At 40.4% G+C, this 20,079-nt stretch carries 16 protein-coding genes; 5 read left to right on the forward strand and 11 right to left on the reverse strand.

Annotated features, from left to right (window positions below):
- Positions 1-5: 5 nt before the first annotated feature.
- The 6 genes from FTU29_RS08000 to FTU29_RS08025 all read right to left on the reverse strand — a co-directional run bounded on the left by FTU29_RS08000 (position 6) and on the right by FTU29_RS08025 (position 9,452).
- Entirely contained in the window at positions 6-1,745 is a 1,740-nt protein-coding gene (locus FTU29_RS08000) for an ABC transporter ATP-binding protein (RefSeq protein ID WP_180089351.1), read from the reverse strand.
- Positions 1,746-1,758: 13 nt separating this feature from the next.
- Entirely contained in the window at positions 1,759-2,898 is a 1,140-nt protein-coding gene (locus FTU29_RS08005) for an ABC transporter permease (protein ID WP_078194230.1), read from the reverse strand.
- 7 nt (positions 2,899-2,905) lie between these two features.
- Entirely contained in the window at positions 2,906-3,844 is a 939-nt protein-coding gene (locus tag FTU29_RS08010; protein ID WP_078190067.1) for an ABC transporter permease, read from the reverse strand.
- A gap of 10 nt (positions 3,845-3,854) precedes the next feature.
- The gene (locus tag FTU29_RS08015) at positions 3,855-5,870 is read right to left on the reverse strand and encodes a M3 family metallopeptidase (RefSeq protein WP_180121258.1); all 2,016 of its coding nucleotides are present in this window, start codon (positions 5,868-5,870) and stop codon (positions 3,855-3,857) included.
- Between the two features lie 23 nt (positions 5,871-5,893).
- Positions 5,894-7,657, reverse strand: coding sequence for an ABC transporter substrate-binding protein (locus tag FTU29_RS08020; protein ID WP_373423593.1), 1,764 nt, complete (start codon positions 7,655-7,657; stop codon positions 5,894-5,896).
- A 67-nt stretch (positions 7,658-7,724) separates the two neighbouring features.
- Positions 7,725-9,452 (reverse strand): ABC transporter substrate-binding protein, encoded by a 1,728-nt coding sequence (locus FTU29_RS08025; protein ID WP_180121335.1) that lies wholly within the window; start codon positions 9,450-9,452, stop codon positions 7,725-7,727.
- A gap of 773 nt (positions 9,453-10,225) precedes the next feature.
- Between FTU29_RS08025 and FTU29_RS08030 the strand changes: the two genes are divergently transcribed.
- From FTU29_RS08030 to FTU29_RS08050, 5 genes are all read left to right on the forward strand, one after another.
- Positions 10,226-12,937 (forward strand): TonB-dependent receptor, encoded by a 2,712-nt coding sequence (locus FTU29_RS08030; protein ID WP_180121262.1) that lies wholly within the window; start codon positions 10,226-10,228, stop codon positions 12,935-12,937.
- Positions 12,938-13,085: 148 nt separating this feature from the next.
- On the forward strand, positions 13,086-13,790 hold the full coding sequence (locus FTU29_RS08035) for an energy transducer TonB (RefSeq protein WP_180121264.1): 705 nt from the start codon (positions 13,086-13,088) through the stop codon (positions 13,788-13,790).
- Positions 13,791-13,818: 28 nt separating this feature from the next.
- Positions 13,819-14,682 carry a MotA/TolQ/ExbB proton channel family protein gene (locus FTU29_RS08040; protein WP_078194237.1) on the forward strand — a complete coding sequence of 288 codons (864 nt, stop codon included), beginning with the start codon at positions 13,819-13,821 and terminating at the stop codon, positions 14,680-14,682.
- A 14-nt stretch (positions 14,683-14,696) separates the two neighbouring features.
- Entirely contained in the window at positions 14,697-15,122 is a 426-nt protein-coding gene (locus tag FTU29_RS08045) for a biopolymer transporter ExbD (RefSeq protein WP_078190074.1), read from the forward strand.
- 18 nt (positions 15,123-15,140) lie between these two features.
- Positions 15,141-15,554 carry a biopolymer transporter ExbD gene (locus FTU29_RS08050; protein WP_078190075.1) on the forward strand — a complete coding sequence of 138 codons (414 nt, stop codon included), beginning with the start codon at positions 15,141-15,143 and terminating at the stop codon, positions 15,552-15,554.
- A gap of 104 nt (positions 15,555-15,658) precedes the next feature.
- On the opposite strand, the gene FTU29_RS08055 is transcribed toward FTU29_RS08050, so the two are convergent.
- The 5 genes from FTU29_RS08055 to bioA are packed head-to-tail and all read right to left on the reverse strand — an operon-like array spanning position 15,659 to position 20,040.
- Positions 15,659-16,117, reverse strand: coding sequence for a nucleoside deaminase (locus FTU29_RS08055; RefSeq protein ID WP_180092479.1), 459 nt, complete (start codon positions 16,115-16,117; stop codon positions 15,659-15,661).
- 39 nt (positions 16,118-16,156) lie between these two features.
- Positions 16,157-16,801, reverse strand: coding sequence for a dethiobiotin synthase (gene bioD / locus FTU29_RS08060; protein WP_180121266.1), 645 nt, complete (start codon positions 16,799-16,801; stop codon positions 16,157-16,159).
- Positions 16,798-17,586 (reverse strand): malonyl-ACP O-methyltransferase BioC, encoded by a 789-nt coding sequence (gene bioC, locus FTU29_RS08065; protein ID WP_180121267.1) that lies wholly within the window; start codon positions 17,584-17,586, stop codon positions 16,798-16,800. Before bioC ends, bioD begins: the two co-directional genes overlap by 4 nt.
- Before the next feature lie 7 nt (positions 17,587-17,593).
- Entirely contained in the window at positions 17,594-18,751 is a 1,158-nt protein-coding gene (locus tag FTU29_RS08070) for an 8-amino-7-oxononanoate synthase (RefSeq protein ID WP_180077438.1), read from the reverse strand.
- Positions 18,748-20,040 carry an adenosylmethionine--8-amino-7-oxononanoate transaminase gene (bioA, locus tag FTU29_RS08075; protein WP_180121269.1) on the reverse strand — a complete coding sequence of 431 codons (1,293 nt, stop codon included), beginning with the start codon at positions 20,038-20,040 and terminating at the stop codon, positions 18,748-18,750. The genes FTU29_RS08070 and bioA overlap by 4 nt, the downstream gene beginning before the upstream one ends.
- Between the last annotated feature and the right edge of the window lie 39 nt (positions 20,041-20,079).

The following is a 20,079-nucleotide window of genomic DNA, read 5'->3' on the forward strand; positions in this document are numbered from 1 at the left end:
CAATACTAAACAAATTGTTCAGTGGTTTGTGGAATCGCACTCAGCAAACGCTTGGTATATTCATGCTGAGGTGATCGATACAACTCATCCGAGTTTGCAATTTCAACGATATCACCATGGTTCATCACCATGATTTGGTCAGAAATATATTTCACCACAGATAAATCATGTGAAATAAAGATATAGCTCAAACCAAATTCATCTTGTAAATCTTGCAATAAATTCAGAACTTGGGCTTGAACCGAAACATCTAGTGCAGAGACAGACTCATCACAGATTAATATTTCTGGCTTTAAGGTCAAGCATCGTGCAATGGCAATACGTTGACGCTGACCACCAGAAAACTCATGTGGATATCGATAAAATGCTTGGGCAGGCAAACTGACTCGCTCTAGTAAATCAAACGCCATTTGCTCGCGTTCTGCATCATCCTTCCCAATCTGATGCACTTGCATCGGCTCCATTAGAATTTGCCCCACAGTAAAACGTGGATTAAGTGAAGCATATGGGTTTTGGAAAATGATCTGTATTTTGCGCTGATATTGGGTAAACTCTTTTTCGCTCATCGCCAAAATATCATGACCTTCAAACAGCGCCTGACCACCTGTCGCTTCCTGTAGACGCATCAGTAAAAGGCCGATTGTAGTTTTACCTGAGCCAGATTCTCCAACCAACCCGAGCGTTTTACCTTTCGCCAGTTGAAACGAGACACCTTTGACCGCCTGATACTCATCCTTACCAAATAAACCCTTGCGGCTATAAAAAGATTTTTTCAGGTCTTTGACATCTAAAATAATCTGTTCATTACCCGTAAGACCACGCGTTCGTTGTCTACGGGTTTCCTCAGATAAATGCACATCCTCAATCAGCTCATCACCATTTTGACGCATAAAATCACTGATCATAGGTAATTTATAAGGACGCTCTGACATCTGTGGACGACACTTAAGCAAAGCTCGAGTGTAGATATCTTTAGGATGATCCAGCACTTCATTGACCAAGCCTTGTTCACGGATTTCTCCATGACGCATGACAATCACCTGATCGGCAATTTCGCTTACCAATGCTAAATCATGCGTAATGAATAGCATCGACATCTCACGTTTCTTTTGCAAGGCTTCAAGTAAATCTAAAATTTGCTTTTGAATCGTCACATCAAGTGCTGTGGTTGGCTCATCGGCAATCAATAACTTCGGCTCACATGCAATTGCCATTGCAATCATGACCCGCTGTTGTTGGCCACCTGACATTTGGCTAGGATAGGCATCAATTTTCGTTTCAGGAGAAGGAATACCCACTTCCTTCAATAATTCCAAAGTCCGTGCTCTTGCCTGCTTACGTCCCATACCTAGATGAAGTCGTAATACTTCGGCAATTTGATCACCCACCGTAAAGACTGGATTGAGTGACGACATCGGTTCCTGAAAAATCATCGCAATATCTTTACCACAGATATTACGCATTTCTCTTGGAGACAGACTCAGTAAATCCTGCCCTTCAAAAACTATTTTACTGCTTGCATCTATACGGCTTTGATCACGTGGCAACAGCCCCATGGTTGCCAACGAGGTCACCGATTTGCCACTGCCAGATTCTCCCACAAGCGCCACAGTTGTATTGGCAGGAATGTCAAAAGATATTCCTTTGACCGTTTCGATATAGCTTTTATCCTCGGCTTTAAAGCTCACTTTCAGGTTTTGAACACTGAGGAGCGTTGGTTTAACAGTTTGATTTTGTTCCGTCATCCTTTACTCCTCCTTATTTCAATTTTGGATCTAATGCATCACGCAGTGCATCAGTAAACATCGAAAATGCTGTAACCAAAACCGCCATCGCTACAGATGCTGCGATAAGCTGCCACCATTTACCTAAAATCAATTCACTTTGTGCTTCATTAAGCATACTACCCCATGACACAACCCCAACAGGAACACCAAATCCCAAGAAGCTCAAAATCACTTCCGACTTAATAAAGGCCACCACTAAAATCGAGATTTGCACCAATGCAATATGACTGACGTTCGGAAAGATATGCACAAAGATACGTCGGAAATGACTCACCCCTATCGCTTTGGCAGCAAGCACATATTCACGCGAAGTATGCTTCATATACTCTGCACGAATCAGACGATATACCCCCGTCCACCCAGTAAGTCCTAGAATGAGGACAATTGACAAGATCCCCTTTTGTTGTAGTACAGCAGCAATCGCAAGAACCAAGAGCAAATACGGAATCGAGGTAAAAATGTTATAGAACCAGTTTAAAATATCATCAACCCAACCACCGAAGTAGCCAGAAATTGCCCCTAAAATTGTCCCAATCACGACAGCAAGTAATGCAGCTACCACGCCAACAATAATAGATGTTTCAGCACCCTTAATGGTTTTTTGCAGGACATCCTGCCCCCATTTATCCGCACCAAACGGTAAAGTTTGTTTTAGCTCACTTTGTTGATCTAACAAATGACCACCCAATTGCTGATCAATCGCCTTCATATCTTCTGCTAGTGGATCGACAACGCCATAGTAGTCAATTGCATTGGCACCACCTTGCTCAGTCGCAATCTCTGCATTCAGTTCAGCAATTACATCTTTTAAAGGATCAACAGGATTTTCAGGCAATGCCATATCTTCTGCTGATGCTTTGGTTTTGGCTGTTTCATTGAGTTCCGCCCCAATAAAACTTGGAGGTGCATAACTCACAGCCACTTCTTTATTCCAATTGGATGCAACCATGCCTGTCATCGACAATAACAACACCACGAAATAGCACAGTACAACGAACAACGACACCATCGCTAATTTATCGGCTTTTAGGCGTCGCATCGCCAACTTCCACAAGCCAGTCGATGCAGGTGTTGATGCCGTTGCTTTGGTCTTATTGAATATTCCTAGCATAGGCCACCTACTTCAACTGAACGCGAGGATCGACAAGTTTATAAATCAAATCCGCGATTAAGTTAAAAATCATTGTAGCCGCTGCAACGTAGACTGTAATCGCCTTAATGACAGGGAAGTCACTGCGTTCAACAGCAATAATGACTTCACGACCAATACCCGGAATACCAAAGAATCGTTCAATCAGGAAAGCGCCTATCAGCAGTGCCGGTAGACTCGACATGACATCGGTAATAATTGGAATTGAGGCGTTACGCAGTACATGTACACCTAAAATACGGCTTTCACCCACACCTTTTGCGCGCGCAGTTCGAACATAGTCTTGATTGACTTCATCCAATACAAAACTGCGGTATAAGCGCAAAGTTGGCGCAATACTCACCACCAACATAATTAAGATAGGCAGTAAACCGTATTTAAATAAGTTTTCGCTAAAGTGATCACTCCAGCCTTGAACCGGAAACCAACTCAACTGATATGCAAATACGTATTGGAAAACAATAATGTAAACCAAAATACTAATCGACATACCAATCGTACAAAGCATCATAATCATACGATCGGTTAATGTGCCACGAACTGAAGCCACAGCAAGTGCCAAACCAATTGAAATAATCGTTTGCAAAATGGTTAAAGGAATTAAAATCGTCAGTGACGGTCCTAGACGGGTCAAAATAATATCTGACACCGACTCACCTGTACTCCAACTCATTCCATAATCAAAAGTTAAAATCTGCTTAATGAAAATCCACAATTGGACATAGTAGGGTTGATCAACCCCCAACTGTTGTCGGATGTTTTCAATTTGCTCTGGGTTCGACATTTTGCCTGCTAGAATATATGCAGGGTCTCCACCTACCCAGTTAAATAAGAAGAATATGAGCAGAACAACCCCCAACATCGTTGGGATCATCTGCCATATACGCCGTATGATATATGCCAGCATAAAGTTGTCCTTACTTCACTCGTTGCCCAGTAATTTCATCAAAGAAAGCTTTGTTATCAGGTTTACGACCTAAGAAATCATACACCAGTTTTTCGGCTTCATATTGACCACCTTGCGATAAGATCGTTTTACGGTAGCGTTGTCCCACTTCAGGGTTATTTAGGTTATCTCCGAAAGCAGACAACATATCGAGTGCCATCACTTCAGACCACATATAGCCATAATAGCCAACTTGGTAACCGCCCATGATATGGTTGAATTGTCCTGGGAATTCAGTGCTTGGGACATAGCCTAAAGCTGTCTCGCCTTCCATTTTCTTCCAGACATCTAAGGGTTTAACACTCAAAGCATCTGATGAGTGAAGTGCCATATCATATTTTGCATACAAGGCTTGACGTGCATAATGCAAACCACGTCCATAGCTATGAACTGCTTTTAATTTATTAATCAGTGCATCATCTACAGGTGGACACGCTGGATTACAGTAATTTGCGAGTGTAGATAAAGTTTCTTTACGACGCGCCCACTCTTCATACATTTGTGAAGGTGCTTCTACAAAGTCACGCTCTACAGAAGTCCCCGATTGAGATGCATAGCGTGTATTCGACAAAATACCGTGTAAGGCATGACCAAACTCATGAACAAAGGTTTCAAGTTCATCACTATTTAAACCTTTACGGTTAAAGTTGGTCACCAAAGCAGAAATCGGTTTACGCTTAGTCAAGGTACTACCACCTTTTACGCCCCAAACAGCCGCATGACCATACTTCCCTTCACGTGGGTATTTATCGATATATAAACCACCAAGCAACTCACCGGTCTTTTTATCTTTTACATCGTAATATTCAACTTCTGACTGCCAAACATCGACTTTCGCAGGCTTAAATTCAATACCATAAAGGTCAGATGAAATGGCAAAAATCCATTCTTGAGATGCTTGGGTTGGGAAATAGTCACGCAATTTTTCTTGATCGATTTGGTACTTTTCTTTGCGAAGTTTTTCACTCCAGTAACTCTCACTCCAGCGATTGATTTCAGCTTTTTCGAGTGGAATTTTCAGGCTTTTCGCTTTGAACTCACGTAAAGTCTCAACTTCTTTTTTCTCTAAAGGTGCCACCGTTTGATGAACATCGGCTAAGAACTTATTCACTGTTTCAGGGTCTTTTGCCATACGGTGTTGCAACACCCATTCGGCATAGCTTTTTTTGCCAAAGAGCTGCGCAATTTCATAACGTAAATCCATTGCTTGCTTTAACAATACTAAGTTTTTCTCAGTACCACGACGCGTGAATGCAGTTTGGTAACGCTTACGCGCATCATCGCTTTCTGCTAGTTCCATAAATGGACGGTATTCTGGGTATTCAAAACCGAGCAAATAATTGCCCTTTTCATTTTTCTTTAAACCCGAAATATAACTGTCTGGCAAGCCTTTCAACTCAGCCGGTGTAAACTCCAGTTTTTCTTTATTATCTCGTACATTACGCGCATATTCTTGTTCAATTTTTGCTAATTCATCAAAGATAGCTTTCAAACGAGCACGTTTTTCAGGTGTAAATTGTACCCCTGTATTTTCAAAACCATCCAAGATGTCTTGACGCATTTTTTTATCAATTTCGTCATTGGTTTTGAGTTTTTTAATTTGCTCGTAAAGTTTTGGATTTTGATAAACCGAAGTTTGAAACTCCATAATTTTAATTTCACAATCTTCCGCCGCCTTACGTAAAGCCTCATCAGGATCGACGTTACTATATAGTCCGATTGGTCCATAAAAATCTTCAAATTTGGCAAAAATTTGATCCCACTCCGCCAAAACAGGTGCTGCTTTTGCATTATTTTTTATCTTTTTTTGCTCAAATGCCGCTAAATCTGTTTTCACTTGCTGAATTTTGGCATCACACAGCGCAGGTATTTCTTTGGCTTGGAACTTTGGCAAAGTACTCCGTATTGAATCTTCGGCTTGAACGAATTGGCTAGCGCCGATCATCAACATACTGAGGGTGGTGAGTTTCAAAGCTTTATTTTTCATAATTTCTCCAGTTTTGTTCCATTTTATTTTTTCGGGTCAATATCGATGTACATCCATTCTGTTGCCAAAATTGGATGCTTTTTATAACCAATCACGCGTGGTTGCGACAACACACTACGGTAACGTGCATAATTAATTTGGACAGGCATGTACACTTCTAATATGCGTGACATTTTCCGATAGATTGCATCACGCTCCGGTCCCGGTTTCATACGCTGCGTCTGTTCATATAAACGGTCGTATTCAGGAATTTTTGAACAGCCGTTGTTGGTGACATTGATATTTTTGCCATAGAACAATTGCATAAAATTGTCTGCATCTGGATAGTCTGCGATCCATGCAGATGCTTTAAACATGGTTTTACACTGTTTTTCGGCTTTTAAAGCTTCTGCAAATGGCATCGACTTTGTTGTCATTTTAATTTTGATGCTATCTAAAGTTTTCTTCCAAAATTCGCCCAACTGCTGACTACGGCTACTATTGCCCGATATCGTCATTTCAATCGTAAGCGGTTTACCATTCGGTTGAGTACGCCAGCCATCTGCGCCGACTTTATAGTTATAACGATCGAGCAATAAATTTGCCGCTTTAACTGAGTATGGAATACTCGATTTATAATTCGGGTCATAGCCGACAACACCGAGTGGAATTGGGCTTTGTAATTTTTGTGCATCACCATTCATCAAAATTTTGATTTGATTATCTGCTGAATAAGCCATCGCCATTGCACGACGTAATGCAATTTTTTCTTTACTAAAACCTCCAACCACAGTGTTTTGCATATTCCAATAGTGATAGTCGATAGAGGGGTCAGAAATCCGCGACATTTGAATGCCTTTTTTAGCCAACTCAGGCTTTAGCTCTCCATCTTTTAAGGCTTGTACCGACAAATCTCCATCTAGTACCAACAAATCCGCTTCATTTTTTGCAAAGGTCAACCAACGTGATTGTGATTCTTCCATCACCTGAATATCAATCACGCCAATTTGCGGCATTTTTTTGCCTTGCATGGCTTTTACAATCTTTTCATCTTTGGCATCTGATGCTTTAAAGTCCCAGACAAAGCCACGATAGTTTGGATTGGCCTTTAAAATAATTCGTGAACCAGGTGTCCAGCGTGTCAAAATATATGGCCCTGTGCCCACAGGTTTACCCATCACAAAACCCGCTTTGTCTCGATATTTTTCGACCACTTCACGTGCCATGGCCGATGCAGGTTGATGAGCTAATAACATTGGAAAGTTTTGATCTGGAGAATTTAAACGAATGACAAGGGTATACCGATCAGGGGTTTGTATGCCTTCAATGGGCGCATCATAATCAAACTTACCTGTTTTTTTTGCCTTTTCTAAAACCTTCTCCATGCCTAAAATACGACCATCAAGTAGCCAACTGTTTGGTGAGCGAAGTTGTGGATCAACTAAACGTCTAAAGGTATATGCATAATCAGCCGAGGTTAACTCTCTTTTCTTGCCCTTAAATACAGGATCATCAGCAAAATAAATGCCTTTTTGCAGGCGAATGGTATAAGTCAAACCATCAGCACTGATTTCTGGCATCGCAGCAGCCGTTTTAGGAACCAACTTTGCCGGCGATGCTAAATAGTCATAGGTATATAAGGTTTCAAAGATTGATGTATTCACATGTGCAGAATACAGATCATGTACGCCAACTGGGTCAAAACCTGTTTCTGCGACAGGGAAAATATGACGTAAAACTTTATTTGGATCTGCAGGATTCTTTGCCAATGCTAATGTCGGCATCGCACTGAACAACACTCCCCCCATCAAACACGCTGTAGCAAATTTGTTTAGCGTAAAATTCGAATTTCGCTTCATTGTAATCCTGACTCAATTATTTTTTACTAGGCTGAATATCGAGATATTGCCAACTGGTGTTCATCATTGGATGTGTTTTATACCCCTGAATTTCAGGGTGAATTAACCAATTACGAATCCGTGTAGAATGGATAATCCAAGGGTTATCCGCTTCAATTTGACGGTTCATTTTTTCATAAAAAGGTTCACGATCTTTAGGTTTCAACACAATAGCTTGCTTATATAATGCGTCATAAGCTTTAGATTGATAACAACTTAAATTCCCTTGTCCTGAATTTGGCCCATATAGTAATTGAGCAAAGTTCTCCCCTTCAGGATAATCTGCAATCCACGCTCCAGACCACATCATATATTTACATTGCATTGCTTCTTTTAAATTGTCAGCAAAGTTACTGACCTTAAACTGTACCCGTATCCCAATGGCATCGAGATTTTTTTTCCATAACTCAGATTGAATCAGCGATTTAGAGCTATTTTCAGTATTTATTTTTAAGGTCAACGCTTTACCATCGGGCAAGGTTCGATAACCATCAGCACCTTTCTTATACCCAAATCGATCCAGTAATTTATTGGCCAGCAATGGGTTATATCCCAAACTACTGCGATATTTTGGATTAAAGCCACTCACGCCTTCTGGTAAAAACATTTCAGCCTTTACGGCCTGCCCTTGATATAACTGTTTAATCGATTCAGCTTGATTGTATGACATGCTGATGGCACGGCGTAAAGCGATCTTTTCAAGGCTTTGACCACCGACAAGCGGGTCTTGCATATTGAACATGCTGTAGGTGATTTCAGCGTCTTTATTTGGATAATGCTTAATGCCGAGCTTTTGCATATCAGGCTTAAGTTTATTTTGAGAATCTAAGGCTTGTGGGACAGCATTTGAGGTCAATTTATCAAAATTTAGCTGCCCTGTTTTAAATGCTAACCACCGTGACTGTTCTTCTTCAATAATACTGACGGAAACCTTGCCGATTTGTGGCATTTTCTTCCCGTTCATTTCTTTAACTAACTGATTGTCCCAAGCGGTGCCTGTCGATTTAAAATTCCAGACAAAACCACGATAATTCGGGTTTGCAACCAATTCTATCTTGCTACGTGGAACATATTTACTGAGCTGATACGGTCCTGTTCCCACAGGATGCTGTGCAATTTTATTGCCATAAAATTCAACAACTTCTTTTGAAATTGCACCAAACGTAACATAGGCCAAAATATATTGAAAATTATAGTCAGGGCGCGTCAAAGTAATTTGCAAAGTATAAGGATCTATCGCTTTTAGGCCGGCAATAGCCGCATTGTAATTAAATTTTCCTGACTTCTTTGCATCCGCAACGACCGCATCCCCTCCTAAGATTTTGCCATCAATAAATGAATAGGTCGGAGAACGGTTAGCTGGATCTAAAATTCGTTGAATCGCGTAAATGTAATCTTGCGCAACTAGCTCGCGTTTTTTTCCCTTAAAGGCTGGATCATCTGAAAAATGGATGCCTCGTTTGATTTTGAAGGTATAGACTTTTCCTTCTTGTTCAATCTTTGGCATCGCTTCAATAGTATTTGGAACAAGAACAACAGGACGTGCTAGATAGTCATATTTCAATAAGGGTTCAAAAATGGCTTCCGCAATATTGCCACTATAATAATTATAGGTTTTGACCATATCAAAACCATCATCCGGTGCTTCAAATGCAATATTTAAAACTTTATTCGATTGTGCAGAAGCTTGAACCTCGGCCATCATCCCTGTTGAAATTAATAATGCAAGGAGCGCTATTTTAAATTTTCTAGTTTCCAAACCTTTTCCTTTCTGATGATTTTTTAATAATACAAAACCGCAAGCAGACTTTAAATAAAGCCACCTTTACTAAAATAAAATGAACCAGTTTAAATTAAGTTTTAAACGTAGAACTTAATACAGTAATTAATATAAAGCGAAATTCATGCCACCACTCCTTGGTTGAAAGTTATCTGAATTAAATATCCTTTTAAATTCTTTTTTTAAGATAAATTTATACTAATAGCGACTTTCCGAGTAAAGCTCGTTTTTATCAAAAATTCAACTCTTGTTGTTGAACGCATCCAAGCATATTTTGCACAAATATAATACATTCCTGATTCATAATGGATCACCTTCAGATGAAATGACAAGTCATCAGCATATAAACCAATGAATTATATGTTTTTATTTTTTATTTATTTCACTGATTAATCTTATAAATCAAACACATAAATATGAATTAATTCACACTTTTTAAGGTTTAATTTGCACCTAATCATATTTTTAAAAAACTTTTGATCAAAAGTTAAATTCCTGATAAAACCTAATTAAAAGGATAACTTTAAAAAAAATATACTTACCGTTCATCTTAAAGTTCTCCACTTTAAACTCAATAATGTAGATATTTATCAGTATTTTATATTTGAAAATAAAATTTAAATATAAATTTGGCACTTGAATTGCTTAAAAAGAATCAAGCAATATCGCTAACTACAACAAAAAGGAATACTTTTACTATGAAAGAGAAAAAAAATGCTAAATCTGTGGGGGGCACACCATTTAGCAAAACAATACTTAAATTAAGTACTCTTAGTTTAAGTATGCTGTGTTTATCTTTAGCGCATGCAGCAGAAACAAATGAAGAAGAAACAGTTAAGCCAACGAAAGTAGCCAAAGTAACTGTGACTGGTTCATCCATTAAAGGGGTTTCTGCTCAAAGTTCTTCACCTATTACAGTCATTAAAGTTGAAGAATTAACTAAACAAGGGGTCACAACGACTGAAGAAGCCTTAATAAAAATTAGTGCGAACCAAGCGGGCTACAGTACAGCACAAAACGTTGGTGCAAGTAATACATCAGGCTCAACAGCGAACTTACGTGGGCTAGGATCAGATAAAACCCTTGTCCTACTTAATGGACGTCGTTTGGCTTATAGCCCATTTAGTACCTCTGAGACCAACTTAAATACCATTCCGCTTGCAATGGTTGAACGTATTGAGGTTTTACGTGATGGTGCCTCTGCAATTTATGGTGCAGATGCAATCGCAGGTGTAATTAACTTTATTACCAAAAAGCAATACACAGGTTTAGGTATTAGCGGTGGTTTGCTCAAACCTGAGGATAAAGGCGGCGAAGAATACGATGTTTCGATTTTTGGTGGCTATGGCGACTTAGATGAACAAGGTTTTAACGTTTATGGCGCAATTGACTACCGTAAAGCCAAAGAAATTATGGCAAAAGACCGTAAAGTCAGCCGTCGTGGTGGCCTTCTACCTGAGTTAGGTATCGATGCAGGTTCAGCAAATGGCTTCCCTGCTAACTTTCTTGATCCAAACGGCGGGCCTTTAGATGCTGACGGAAATCCTGAAGGTGTATTAGCGAACCCGTATGGTGGTGCAGCGAATTGTAATAATTTAACCAATGTCACTGAAGATGGCGGACTCTGCTTCCTCAATACGCAAGCTTTAATTGGTATTCAGCCAGAAACTGAGGACTTGTCTGCAATTGGTCGTGCAACCATCAAACTTAGCGATAACTTCAACGCTATTGGTGAATATGTCTATGCAAAAAGCAAAGTGACGACTTCTATTGCTCCAGACGTATATAGTCGCTCTGTCACGATTCCTAAAAGCAGTCAATATTATCCAGGCGAGGGTATTACCCCTGGTGTTGATGGTCTAAGTGGTGATCCATTACAACTTTACTTACGCTCTCAAGCGGGCAACCGTGTTTCACAATCTATCAATGAATCTCATCGTATTTTTGCTGGACTTGAAGGTGAAGCATACGGTTGGGATATCAACGGTGGCGTAACTTACGCAAAAGGCGAAGCATCAGATAGCTTTGTTAGTGGATACTTAAATCGTAACAAACTACAAGAAGGATTAAATGACGGCACAATCAACCCATTTGGTCCATCTGCAGATGCTAACGTTTGGACCTCATTAAATGTGAGTGGTACAACAAACGAAGCAACACTTGATTCCACAACATTTGACTTTACCGTGAGCCGCCCGATTTACACCTTACCAGCTGGTGATGTTGGTTTTGCATTTGGTGGAAGTTTTACAACTCAAGATTGGGAAGCAAAAGTAAACTCTGAGTTAGTACGCCTTGTACCAGGTAGTGGTATTGACCCTGACAAACCTCTGAGTAAAGGTGACCGAGATATTACTGCCGCTTTTGCTGAGCTTCAAATTCCAATTACCAAAACAATTGAAGCTCAACTTGCAGCACGTTATGACGACTACAGCGATTTTGGCGACACTTTCAATCCAAAAGTCGGTATTCGTTGGGAACCAATGAAGCAACTTATGTTCCGTAGTACCTACAGTACTGGTTTCCGTGCTCCAAGCCTTTGGGAAATTAATGCGCAACAAAGTAAAACCTACACTGGCGCAAAATATAACGACCCTGTCCTTTGCCCAGGCGGTAAACCAACCTCAACTCAATATCAAACCGAATGTAATACTCAGTTCTACCGTATGCAAGGTGGTAACCCAGATCTTCAACCAGAAGAATCTAAAACATTTACAGCCGGCTTTGTTTACGAACCAATTAAAAACTTAGTTTTAGCTGTTGATTATTACAACATTGAAATTGACGAATTAGTTGGCCAAGTGGGTGAAACTTCAATTTTTGAAGATCCTGAGAAATATGCTTCATTATTCGTGCGTGGTGCCGATGGTCGTATTGAATACATCAATACCATTCTAATGAATACAGGGGGTATTAAAACTCAAGGTATCGACATTAGCTTAGATTATCTTTCACCATTAACCGCGACAGGTCGTTTCGGCTTTGGCATTAATGGTACCTATGTCATCAAAAATGACTATCAAGAAGAAAAAGATGGTGCTTGGGAAGGCTTAGTTGGCGTGTATGACGATCCAGCTGTTTTACGTTGGAAACACACAGCAAATCTAAACTGGAGTTATGAAAACTGGAAAATGATTTTTGAACAACAGTTCTTCCGTGGTTATGACGACCAAAACCAAACTGGGAAAGCACAGTTCGACAAACATCGTGTTCCTGACTACACCCTTTATAACATTGCAACAACTTACAGTGGATTTAAAAATTTAGAGCTCACTGGTGGTATCAAAAATATCTTTGCTGAAGAACCTGCAGCATCGAACGTTTTAGATAACTTCCAATATGGCTATGACCCACGTTATAGCGATCCTACTGGTCGTACATTCTATGTCCGCGGTACTTACAAGTTCTAAAAGCTAAATTTGCAAGTACGATTCCAATAGGAATCGTACTTGCACTATTTATTTAATTAATTAGTCAAACATAAAAAATGCAAAAAACACTTATATCTCAAGTGCCAATTTCACTATTGATTGTTTGTCTCACATTTCAGGAGTAGTAATGGGCAAAAGCTTTTCTGAATTAGAAAATAATTCCGGCAAACGCCTGATCGGAATTGGGGCAGTCATTCTTCTGCATCTCATTGTACTCTACGGATTAATTACTGGCCTGTCCAAAAAAGGTGAGAAAACTGTAGAAGAACCTGTTGAATTAATCATTATTCAAGATAAAAAACCTGAGCCAGAAAAACCGAAACCAATTGAAAAACCACCTGAATTACCAAAACTCGTTAAGGAAGTGCTCAAAACACCAGACCCTCAACCTGAACAAAAGGTCGTTGAAAAAGCTGCACCAACTCAAACAGTTAAAGCCGTTTCAACACCTACGCCTACAGCTTCCCCATCTCCTAGTCCTGTGGCAGCACCAGCACCAGCACCTGTAGCTGCAGCAGCTCCAGCACCTGCCCCTGCTCCAAAACCAGCTGGAGAAACACGTGGTGCTTCTGAAGGAAGTGTTGGATGTAAAGAACCACCATATCCACGTGAGGCCGAAATGGCTGGAGAAATAGGCACAGTCCATATTTCTGTTCTTGTTGGTACAGATGGAAGTGCAAAGCAAGTGAAGGTTAAAAAATCGAGTGGTACTAAATCTTTAGATAAATCCGCAAGTAAAGCATTCAGCTTATGTACTTTTAAACCTGCACTCAAAAATGGTGAGCCAGTTGAAGATTGGTATGAACTTGAATACGAATTTAAACTTGATTAATAAATCTACAAAAATTTGGAGAATATGAATGAATAAAATGATGAAATCTGCACGTATTTTTGCATCTGCTACAGTTTTAGTAACAAGTACATTACTCCCACTGCAAGCAGCATTTGCTGAAGAATCTGCAAATACTGCAACAACACAAGTAGAAACTACGAATACAACAAATACACCTGCACCGCCACCAATGCCTACAGCAACCAAAGAAGTCTATAACCCGTATGGCTTAGAAGCACTATGGCGTGAAGGTGACATCGTTGCTAAATCGACACTCTTTATCTTGGTCCTGATGTCGATTGGAACTTGGTACATCATGGTCACTAAATTTATTCAACAAGCTAAAATTAAACGTCAAGGCAAAGAAGCCGAAGCTAAATTTTGGGATGCTGCTTCAATTGATAGCGCAGCAGAAACCTTAGACGAATCGAGTGCATACCGCTTTATTGCAGAAAAAGGCATTAATTCAACCAAAAAACATGGCGGTAATCTGCTGGAACGTATCGACTTCAACACATGGGTGACTATTTCAATCCAGCGTGCTATCGATAAAATTCAAAGCCATTTAAGTGGTGGATTAGCTTTTCTCGCAACTGTCGGTTCGACTGCACCATTTGTGGGTTTGTTCGGTACAGTTTGGGGTATTTACCATGCTTTAACGGCAATTGGTATTTCAGGTCAAGCATCTATTGATAAAGTTGCAGGCCCAGTCGGTGAAGCCCTAATTATGACGGCAATTGGTTTGGCTGTAGCAGTACCTGCGGTTCTTGGCTACAACTGGTTAACGCGTCGTAATAAAGCAGTTCTAGATAATGTTCGTACCTTTGGTTCAGATCTACACACCGTACTTTTAAGCGGTGAGATCAAAAACAATAATAACGACACAAAATAAGAGAGGCATCAGCCATGGGAATGATGGTCAATTCAGATGGTGACGAAGATGATGTAATTTCAGCCATTAATACAACACCTTTGGTTGATATTATGTTGGTGCTGCTCATTATTTTCTTAATTACAGTACCTGTTGCAATCCATACAGTTCCGGTGAAGTTACCTGAGGAAAAAAACACACCTTATGAAACTAAACCGATCAATATTCAGATTGCTGTCAATAAAAATGGCGATATCTTCTGGAATGAAAAATACATTGCAGATAAAGACACGCTGATCAGTCGACTACAAGCGGAAGCTAAAAAGCGTCCGCAACCTGAAGTTCATATCCGTGGCGATCAGGTGACAAAATATGAAGCGATTGATGAAGTCATTAGTGCAACACAAGCAGCAGGAATTGGCAAAATTGCTTTTGTCACGACTCCTGTTGCCGCACCATAATCGGATGAGGGACAAGGTATGGGAATGAATGTCGGTTCCGATAAAGACGATGATGTTATGTTGGACGTTAACATGACGCCATTGATCGATGTGATGTTGGTTTTGCTCATTATGTTTATTATCACAATTCCAATTCCAAATAACTCGATCAATATTGATTTGCCAAATGGTACGCCACCGCCAACCAATGAAAAGCCGCCTGAGCCGGTCACCTTACGCATTGATGCGCAGGGTAAATTATTTTGGAATGGTCAACCCGTTGCCAATAAGCAAGCTTTAGAAACACTTTTTGCTGGTGTTGCACAACAAGCAGATCAAGATACGATCAAAGTGCAACCTGACAAAATGACAGAATATAAAGATGTCGCTATGGTGATGGCAGCAGCACAACGTTTGAATGTCAAAAAAATTGGTGTCTCAGCAAATCAATAATTGCTCTCCAACAAAAAAAGCCAACTGATCACCTCAGTTGGCTTTTTTAATTCTTCACAGAAATCTATACAGTTAGTGACTCAGAAAGAAACTCTTATTATTTATTAAGTATTTTTCTGCTTCCAAAATTCATATAGCTCATGATCACAGTTTGGCTTTAACTGACTAAAACTCAACCCTTGCTGTTCATGTGGTTCAAGTCTTAATTTTTCGGCAATCTCTGCTGTAGATAAACCATAGGCTTCTGCATCAGCATTTGAATAAGCATATACAATTTTTTCAACTCCAGCCATTCGCAGAGCCGCCAAACACATTGGACATGGTTGTCCGCTCGCATAAACGACACAGTCCTTCAAAGACGTCGTATTTAAATTTTGTGCGGCTTGTCTTAATGCATTTAACTCGGCATGAGATGTCGGATCGCCCGAGATTAATATTTCATTCACCCCTGTACTCACCACAGCACCATGCTTAACGATCACAGCACCAAATGGTCGGCCACCTTGCTCAATATTTTCTTTCGCAAGTTGAATCGCAAGTTCTATAAACGCATGATCCGTCATAAATACGCCCAATTATTGTCAATATAAAGAGTTAGCCCATTATGCCAATACAGGAACATCAATCCATAACGCCTCTGGAAAGTGTTTGGCTAAATATGCTTTTAAATATTCCGCAGTATCTTTAGAAATCAATGCATCTTGCGATTCATCATTTAAATTATAAGCCAGTGCATAAAGCACTAAGCCACGACTTTTTAGTGCTTCCAAACTTAAAATCGTATGGTTAATGCTGCCCAAACGACCTGATGTCACCAAAATAACGGGATATTGTTTCTCTACAACATAGTCGATGGTTAAAAGATCCGTGGTTAATGGCACCATCAACCCACCCGCACCTTCGACTAAAACGTTGTCATATTTTTCAGTTAAACGTTTTGTAGCGTATTCGATTTTAGCAAAATCAATGTCACGTCCATCAATTTTGGTAGCAAGATGTGGCGACGCAGGATAACTAAATATTTCAGGCATCGTGAGTTTGGTTTCATCTTCGACCAACAACCCCGTACCCATAATTTGACGATGTTGTTCTATATCCTCAGAAATATCGACATTGCCTGTTTGGATCAACTTTTGCGTGATCGTTCGCGCCCCTTGTTCATTCCATATTTTAGCCAAATAGCCTGTGGTATATGTTTTACCGATGCCTGTATCGATCCCACTAATGAAATAAACTTGCCCTGTCATGGCATTCTCCGTGCAATACAAAAAATCGGATGATAGGTCAGTGCATAACGCATCTGCCCAGATTCATCACGCAAAGAAAACTGTTGATATGCTGAATAAAAATCAAAGAGCGATTGTTTCGTCCAACGAAAATGTGAGGCTGTCGCAGTCACACCTGTCGCTTTTAAATGCTGCAAAACCTGCTTTGGATGATCAAAATATAATGCCGCTGTCTGCTCTGAAAGATGCAGAATTTCAAAACCATTTTGACTTAATATAGCTTGAAGCATGTCGATATCGAGGTAGTCCAAACCCTGCCCAGTCAAAGCTTTTATTTCCTGTAAATTCTGCTGTCCAAAGGTCGAAAAACAAAAATATGCCTCTGGATTTAAACTTTGAAAGGCTTTTTCGACAATGCCCGCAAAGTTCCCTACCCATTGCAAAGCCGAACTCGATGCGATCAAGTCGATATGCTGTGGAAATTCAAGTTGTTCGATATCTCCAAGTCTGTAATGAATCTGCGGACTTGACTGAAAATGCTGTTGAATTTCTGCATATAGATCATTTAAAACCAAACGATTGATTTGCATATTTTCCAGCATTAAATGGCTTAAATTCCCCGAGCCACATCCAATTTCAAAAAGCGTTTCCACAGGATGATTTTGCAACTTTGGACAATACTGCTGCATCAACTCAAATAAATGTTGAGCAATCTCTTTTTGTGCTACGGCATGTTCAGCATAGCTGTGCCCTGCCTGAGCAAAGCGTAACGCCACTTGGGATTTATCAATCTCAAAATTATTCACAAGTCACTCACAACAATTGAGTCAACTGATCCAAATCAGTTTGTGTAATCTGAGCAGTGAGTGAAATGCGTAAGCGCGAACTATGCTGCGGCACAGTGGGTGGACGTACAGGCATGATATAAAAACCTGCCGCTTGCAAAGCTTGAGCCTTGGCAACTGTTTTATTCGACTCGCCAATAATGACAGGCACAATATGTGATGTAGATGGACAATCAAAACCTTTGGCTTGCACAGCTTGTTGCAAATTTTGACTGATTTGCTGTAAATGGTGACGCTCTGCTTTTAAATTTAAAACATTCTTGAAAATAAAATCTGTCCACGCCATACAGATCGGGGGCTGTGCGGTACTAAAAATCAACGGTCGCATCGAGTTAATCAAATAGTCACGAATAATCGCATGACAGATGAGATATCCCCCTATTGAAGCCAGTGCTTTACCAAATGTCCCGACTAAAAGATCAATATCATCCATCACCCGATATTGCTCAGCACAGCCTAAACCACGCTCACCGCGCACACCGATCGCATGCGCCTCATCGACATACAACATCACTTTGGAAAATTGTTTTTTGATCCGTACCAGTTCAGCCAAATCGGTTTCATCACCATCCATACTGAAAATCGATTCAGTCACCACAATGATCCGCTCAAAAGCCTCATCTTCATGATATTTGCATAAAAGCTGAGAAAGATGCGCCAAATCATTATGGCGATAACGTACATATTTCGCAGTCGATAATCGGATGCCATCAATCAAACTGGCATGAATTAACTTATCCGCCAATATCAAGGTTTTACTGTCTGCCAGTGCAGGTAAAATCCCGATATTCATGTGATAGCCGCTGTTAAATAACAGTGCAGATCGACCATGAAAGGCATCACTTAATGTTGATTCAAGTTGTTCATATTCAGAAAAGTTTCCTGTCAATAAACGCGATGAGGATGAACTCATCCAACGCTGTGCGTTCGGGGTTTCATCAAAAAACTGTTCACGTAGATGTAGGTTTGAAGCCAAACCTAAATAGTCATTTGACGCTAAATTCAACATGGTATGATCGTGAATACTAATGTAACGATCATGCTGATGATTTGAAGTGAACTGACGTAAGTTGCCTTGCTGTTTTAGTTGATCAAGTTGATCTGAAAAATGGTTGAGCAGATTCATGCTGGCTGCACCATGTTTTTCACCACCTCAACCATTTGTTCTAGCAAATTTTTTAATTCATGCTCTGAAATAATATATGGGGGCATAACATAAACCAGCTTACCGAATGGACGAATCCAAATACCACGACGGACAAACTCCTGTTGTAGGGTTTTCATATCTACATTAAAGGTCAATTCCACCACACCAATTGCACCAAGTATTCGTACATCTTTGACATGTTCAAGCGATGAAAGTGCTAGTAAATGAAACTTCAATTGAGCTTCGATACGTCGAATATTGGCTTGCCAATCTTGAGAAAGTAGCAGTTCGGTACTTTTTACAGCCACAGCACATGCCAACGGATTTGCCATAAAGGTTGGGCCATGCATAAACACACCCGCTTCGCCTTGGCTGATCGTATTCGCGACTTTCTGCGTAGTCAGGGTTGCAGACAAGGTCATATAACCGCCTGTCAGTCCTTTGCCAATACACATAATATCTGGCTCAACTGCGGCCCATTCCCAAGCAAAGAGTTTTCCTGTTCGCCCGAAACCTGTCGCGATCTCATCGAAGATCAACAAGATATTGTATTTTTCGCAGAGTAATTTAGCTTGACGCAAATATTCAGGATGGTAGAAACGCATGCCTCCTGCACCTTGCACAATCGGCTCTAGAATCAATCCCGCAATATTTTCATGCTGTTCTGAGAGAGTCTTTTCTAGTTCAGCAATATCCGCAGGATTCCACGCTTGCTCAAAGCCAATTTGCGGCGCAGAAACAAAAATTCGATTGGGCAAACTTGGGCCAAAAATTTGATGCATCCCAGTCACGGGATCACACACAGACATCGCATTCCAAGTGTCACCGTGATAGCCCGAACGCGGCGTCACAAAGTTAGTCTTTTGGGTTTGACCCAATGACGACCAATATTGCACCGCCATTTTCAATGCCACTTCTACAGCCACTGAGCCTGAATCTGCATAAAAAATTTTATCTAGACTGGGCGGGGTAATATTAAGGAGCAATTTGCCTAACTGAATTGCCGGATCATGCGTCAATCCACCGAACATGATATGTGACATTTGTTGCAGTTGATCGGTCACAGCTTGATTTAGCTCGGGATGGTTATAACCATGAATTGCACACCACCATGAAGACATACCATCAATCAATTGACGACCATCTTCAAGCTCAATCATTACCCCTTGCGCACGTTTCACTTTAAACGTTGGAAGGGGCTGAGTCATCGATGTATAGGGATGCCAAATATGTTGCTGATCAAATTGTAGATCGGTTAAATTGGCCATCCCTCACTCCATGTATCAGGCTTAAACATCAATGTGGCA

It is taken from the genome of Acinetobacter sp. YH12086, from assembly GCF_013419345.1.
GTDB lineage: Bacteria > Pseudomonadota > Gammaproteobacteria > Pseudomonadales > Moraxellaceae > Acinetobacter > Acinetobacter amyesii.

Excerpts from the sequence above, each read along its gene's own strand:
- FTU29_RS08000 (WP_180089351.1), bottom strand. The coding sequence starts at position 1,745 with ATGACGGAACAAAATCAAACTGTTAAACCAACGCTCCTCAGTGTTCAA.
- FTU29_RS08005 (WP_078194230.1), bottom strand. The coding sequence starts at position 2,898 with ATGCTAGGAATATTCAATAAGACCAAAGCAACGGCATCAACACCTGCA.
- FTU29_RS08010 (WP_078190067.1), bottom strand. The coding sequence starts at position 3,844 with ATGCTGGCATATATCATACGGCGTATATGGCAGATGATCCCAACGATG.
- FTU29_RS08015 (WP_180121258.1), bottom strand. The coding sequence starts at position 5,870 with ATGAAAAATAAAGCTTTGAAACTCACCACCCTCAGTATGTTGATGATC.
- FTU29_RS08020 (WP_373423593.1), bottom strand. The coding sequence starts at position 7,657 with ATGGGGGGAGTGTTGTTCAGTGCGATGCCGACATTAGCATTGGCAAAG.
- FTU29_RS08025 (WP_180121335.1), bottom strand. The coding sequence starts at position 9,452 with ATGATGGCCGAGGTTCAAGCTTCTGCACAATCGAATAAAGTTTTAAAT.
- FTU29_RS08030 (WP_180121262.1), top strand. The coding sequence starts at position 10,226 with ATGAAAGAGAAAAAAAATGCTAAATCTGTGGGGGGCACACCATTTAGC.
- FTU29_RS08035 (WP_180121264.1), top strand. The coding sequence starts at position 13,086 with ATGGGCAAAAGCTTTTCTGAATTAGAAAATAATTCCGGCAAACGCCTG.
- FTU29_RS08040 (WP_078194237.1), top strand. The coding sequence starts at position 13,819 with ATGAATAAAATGATGAAATCTGCACGTATTTTTGCATCTGCTACAGTT.
- FTU29_RS08045 (WP_078190074.1), top strand. The coding sequence starts at position 14,697 with ATGGGAATGATGGTCAATTCAGATGGTGACGAAGATGATGTAATTTCA.
- FTU29_RS08050 (WP_078190075.1), top strand. The coding sequence starts at position 15,141 with ATGGGAATGAATGTCGGTTCCGATAAAGACGATGATGTTATGTTGGAC.
- FTU29_RS08055 (WP_180092479.1), bottom strand. The coding sequence starts at position 16,117 with ATGACGGATCATGCGTTTATAGAACTTGCGATTCAACTTGCGAAAGAA.
- bioD (WP_180121266.1), bottom strand. The coding sequence starts at position 16,801 with ATGACAGGGCAAGTTTATTTCATTAGTGGGATCGATACAGGCATCGGT.
- FTU29_RS08070 (WP_180077438.1), bottom strand. The coding sequence starts at position 18,751 with ATGAATCTGCTCAACCATTTTTCAGATCAACTTGATCAACTAAAACAG.
- bioA (WP_180121269.1), bottom strand. The coding sequence starts at position 20,040 with ATGGCCAATTTAACCGATCTACAATTTGATCAGCAACATATTTGGCAT.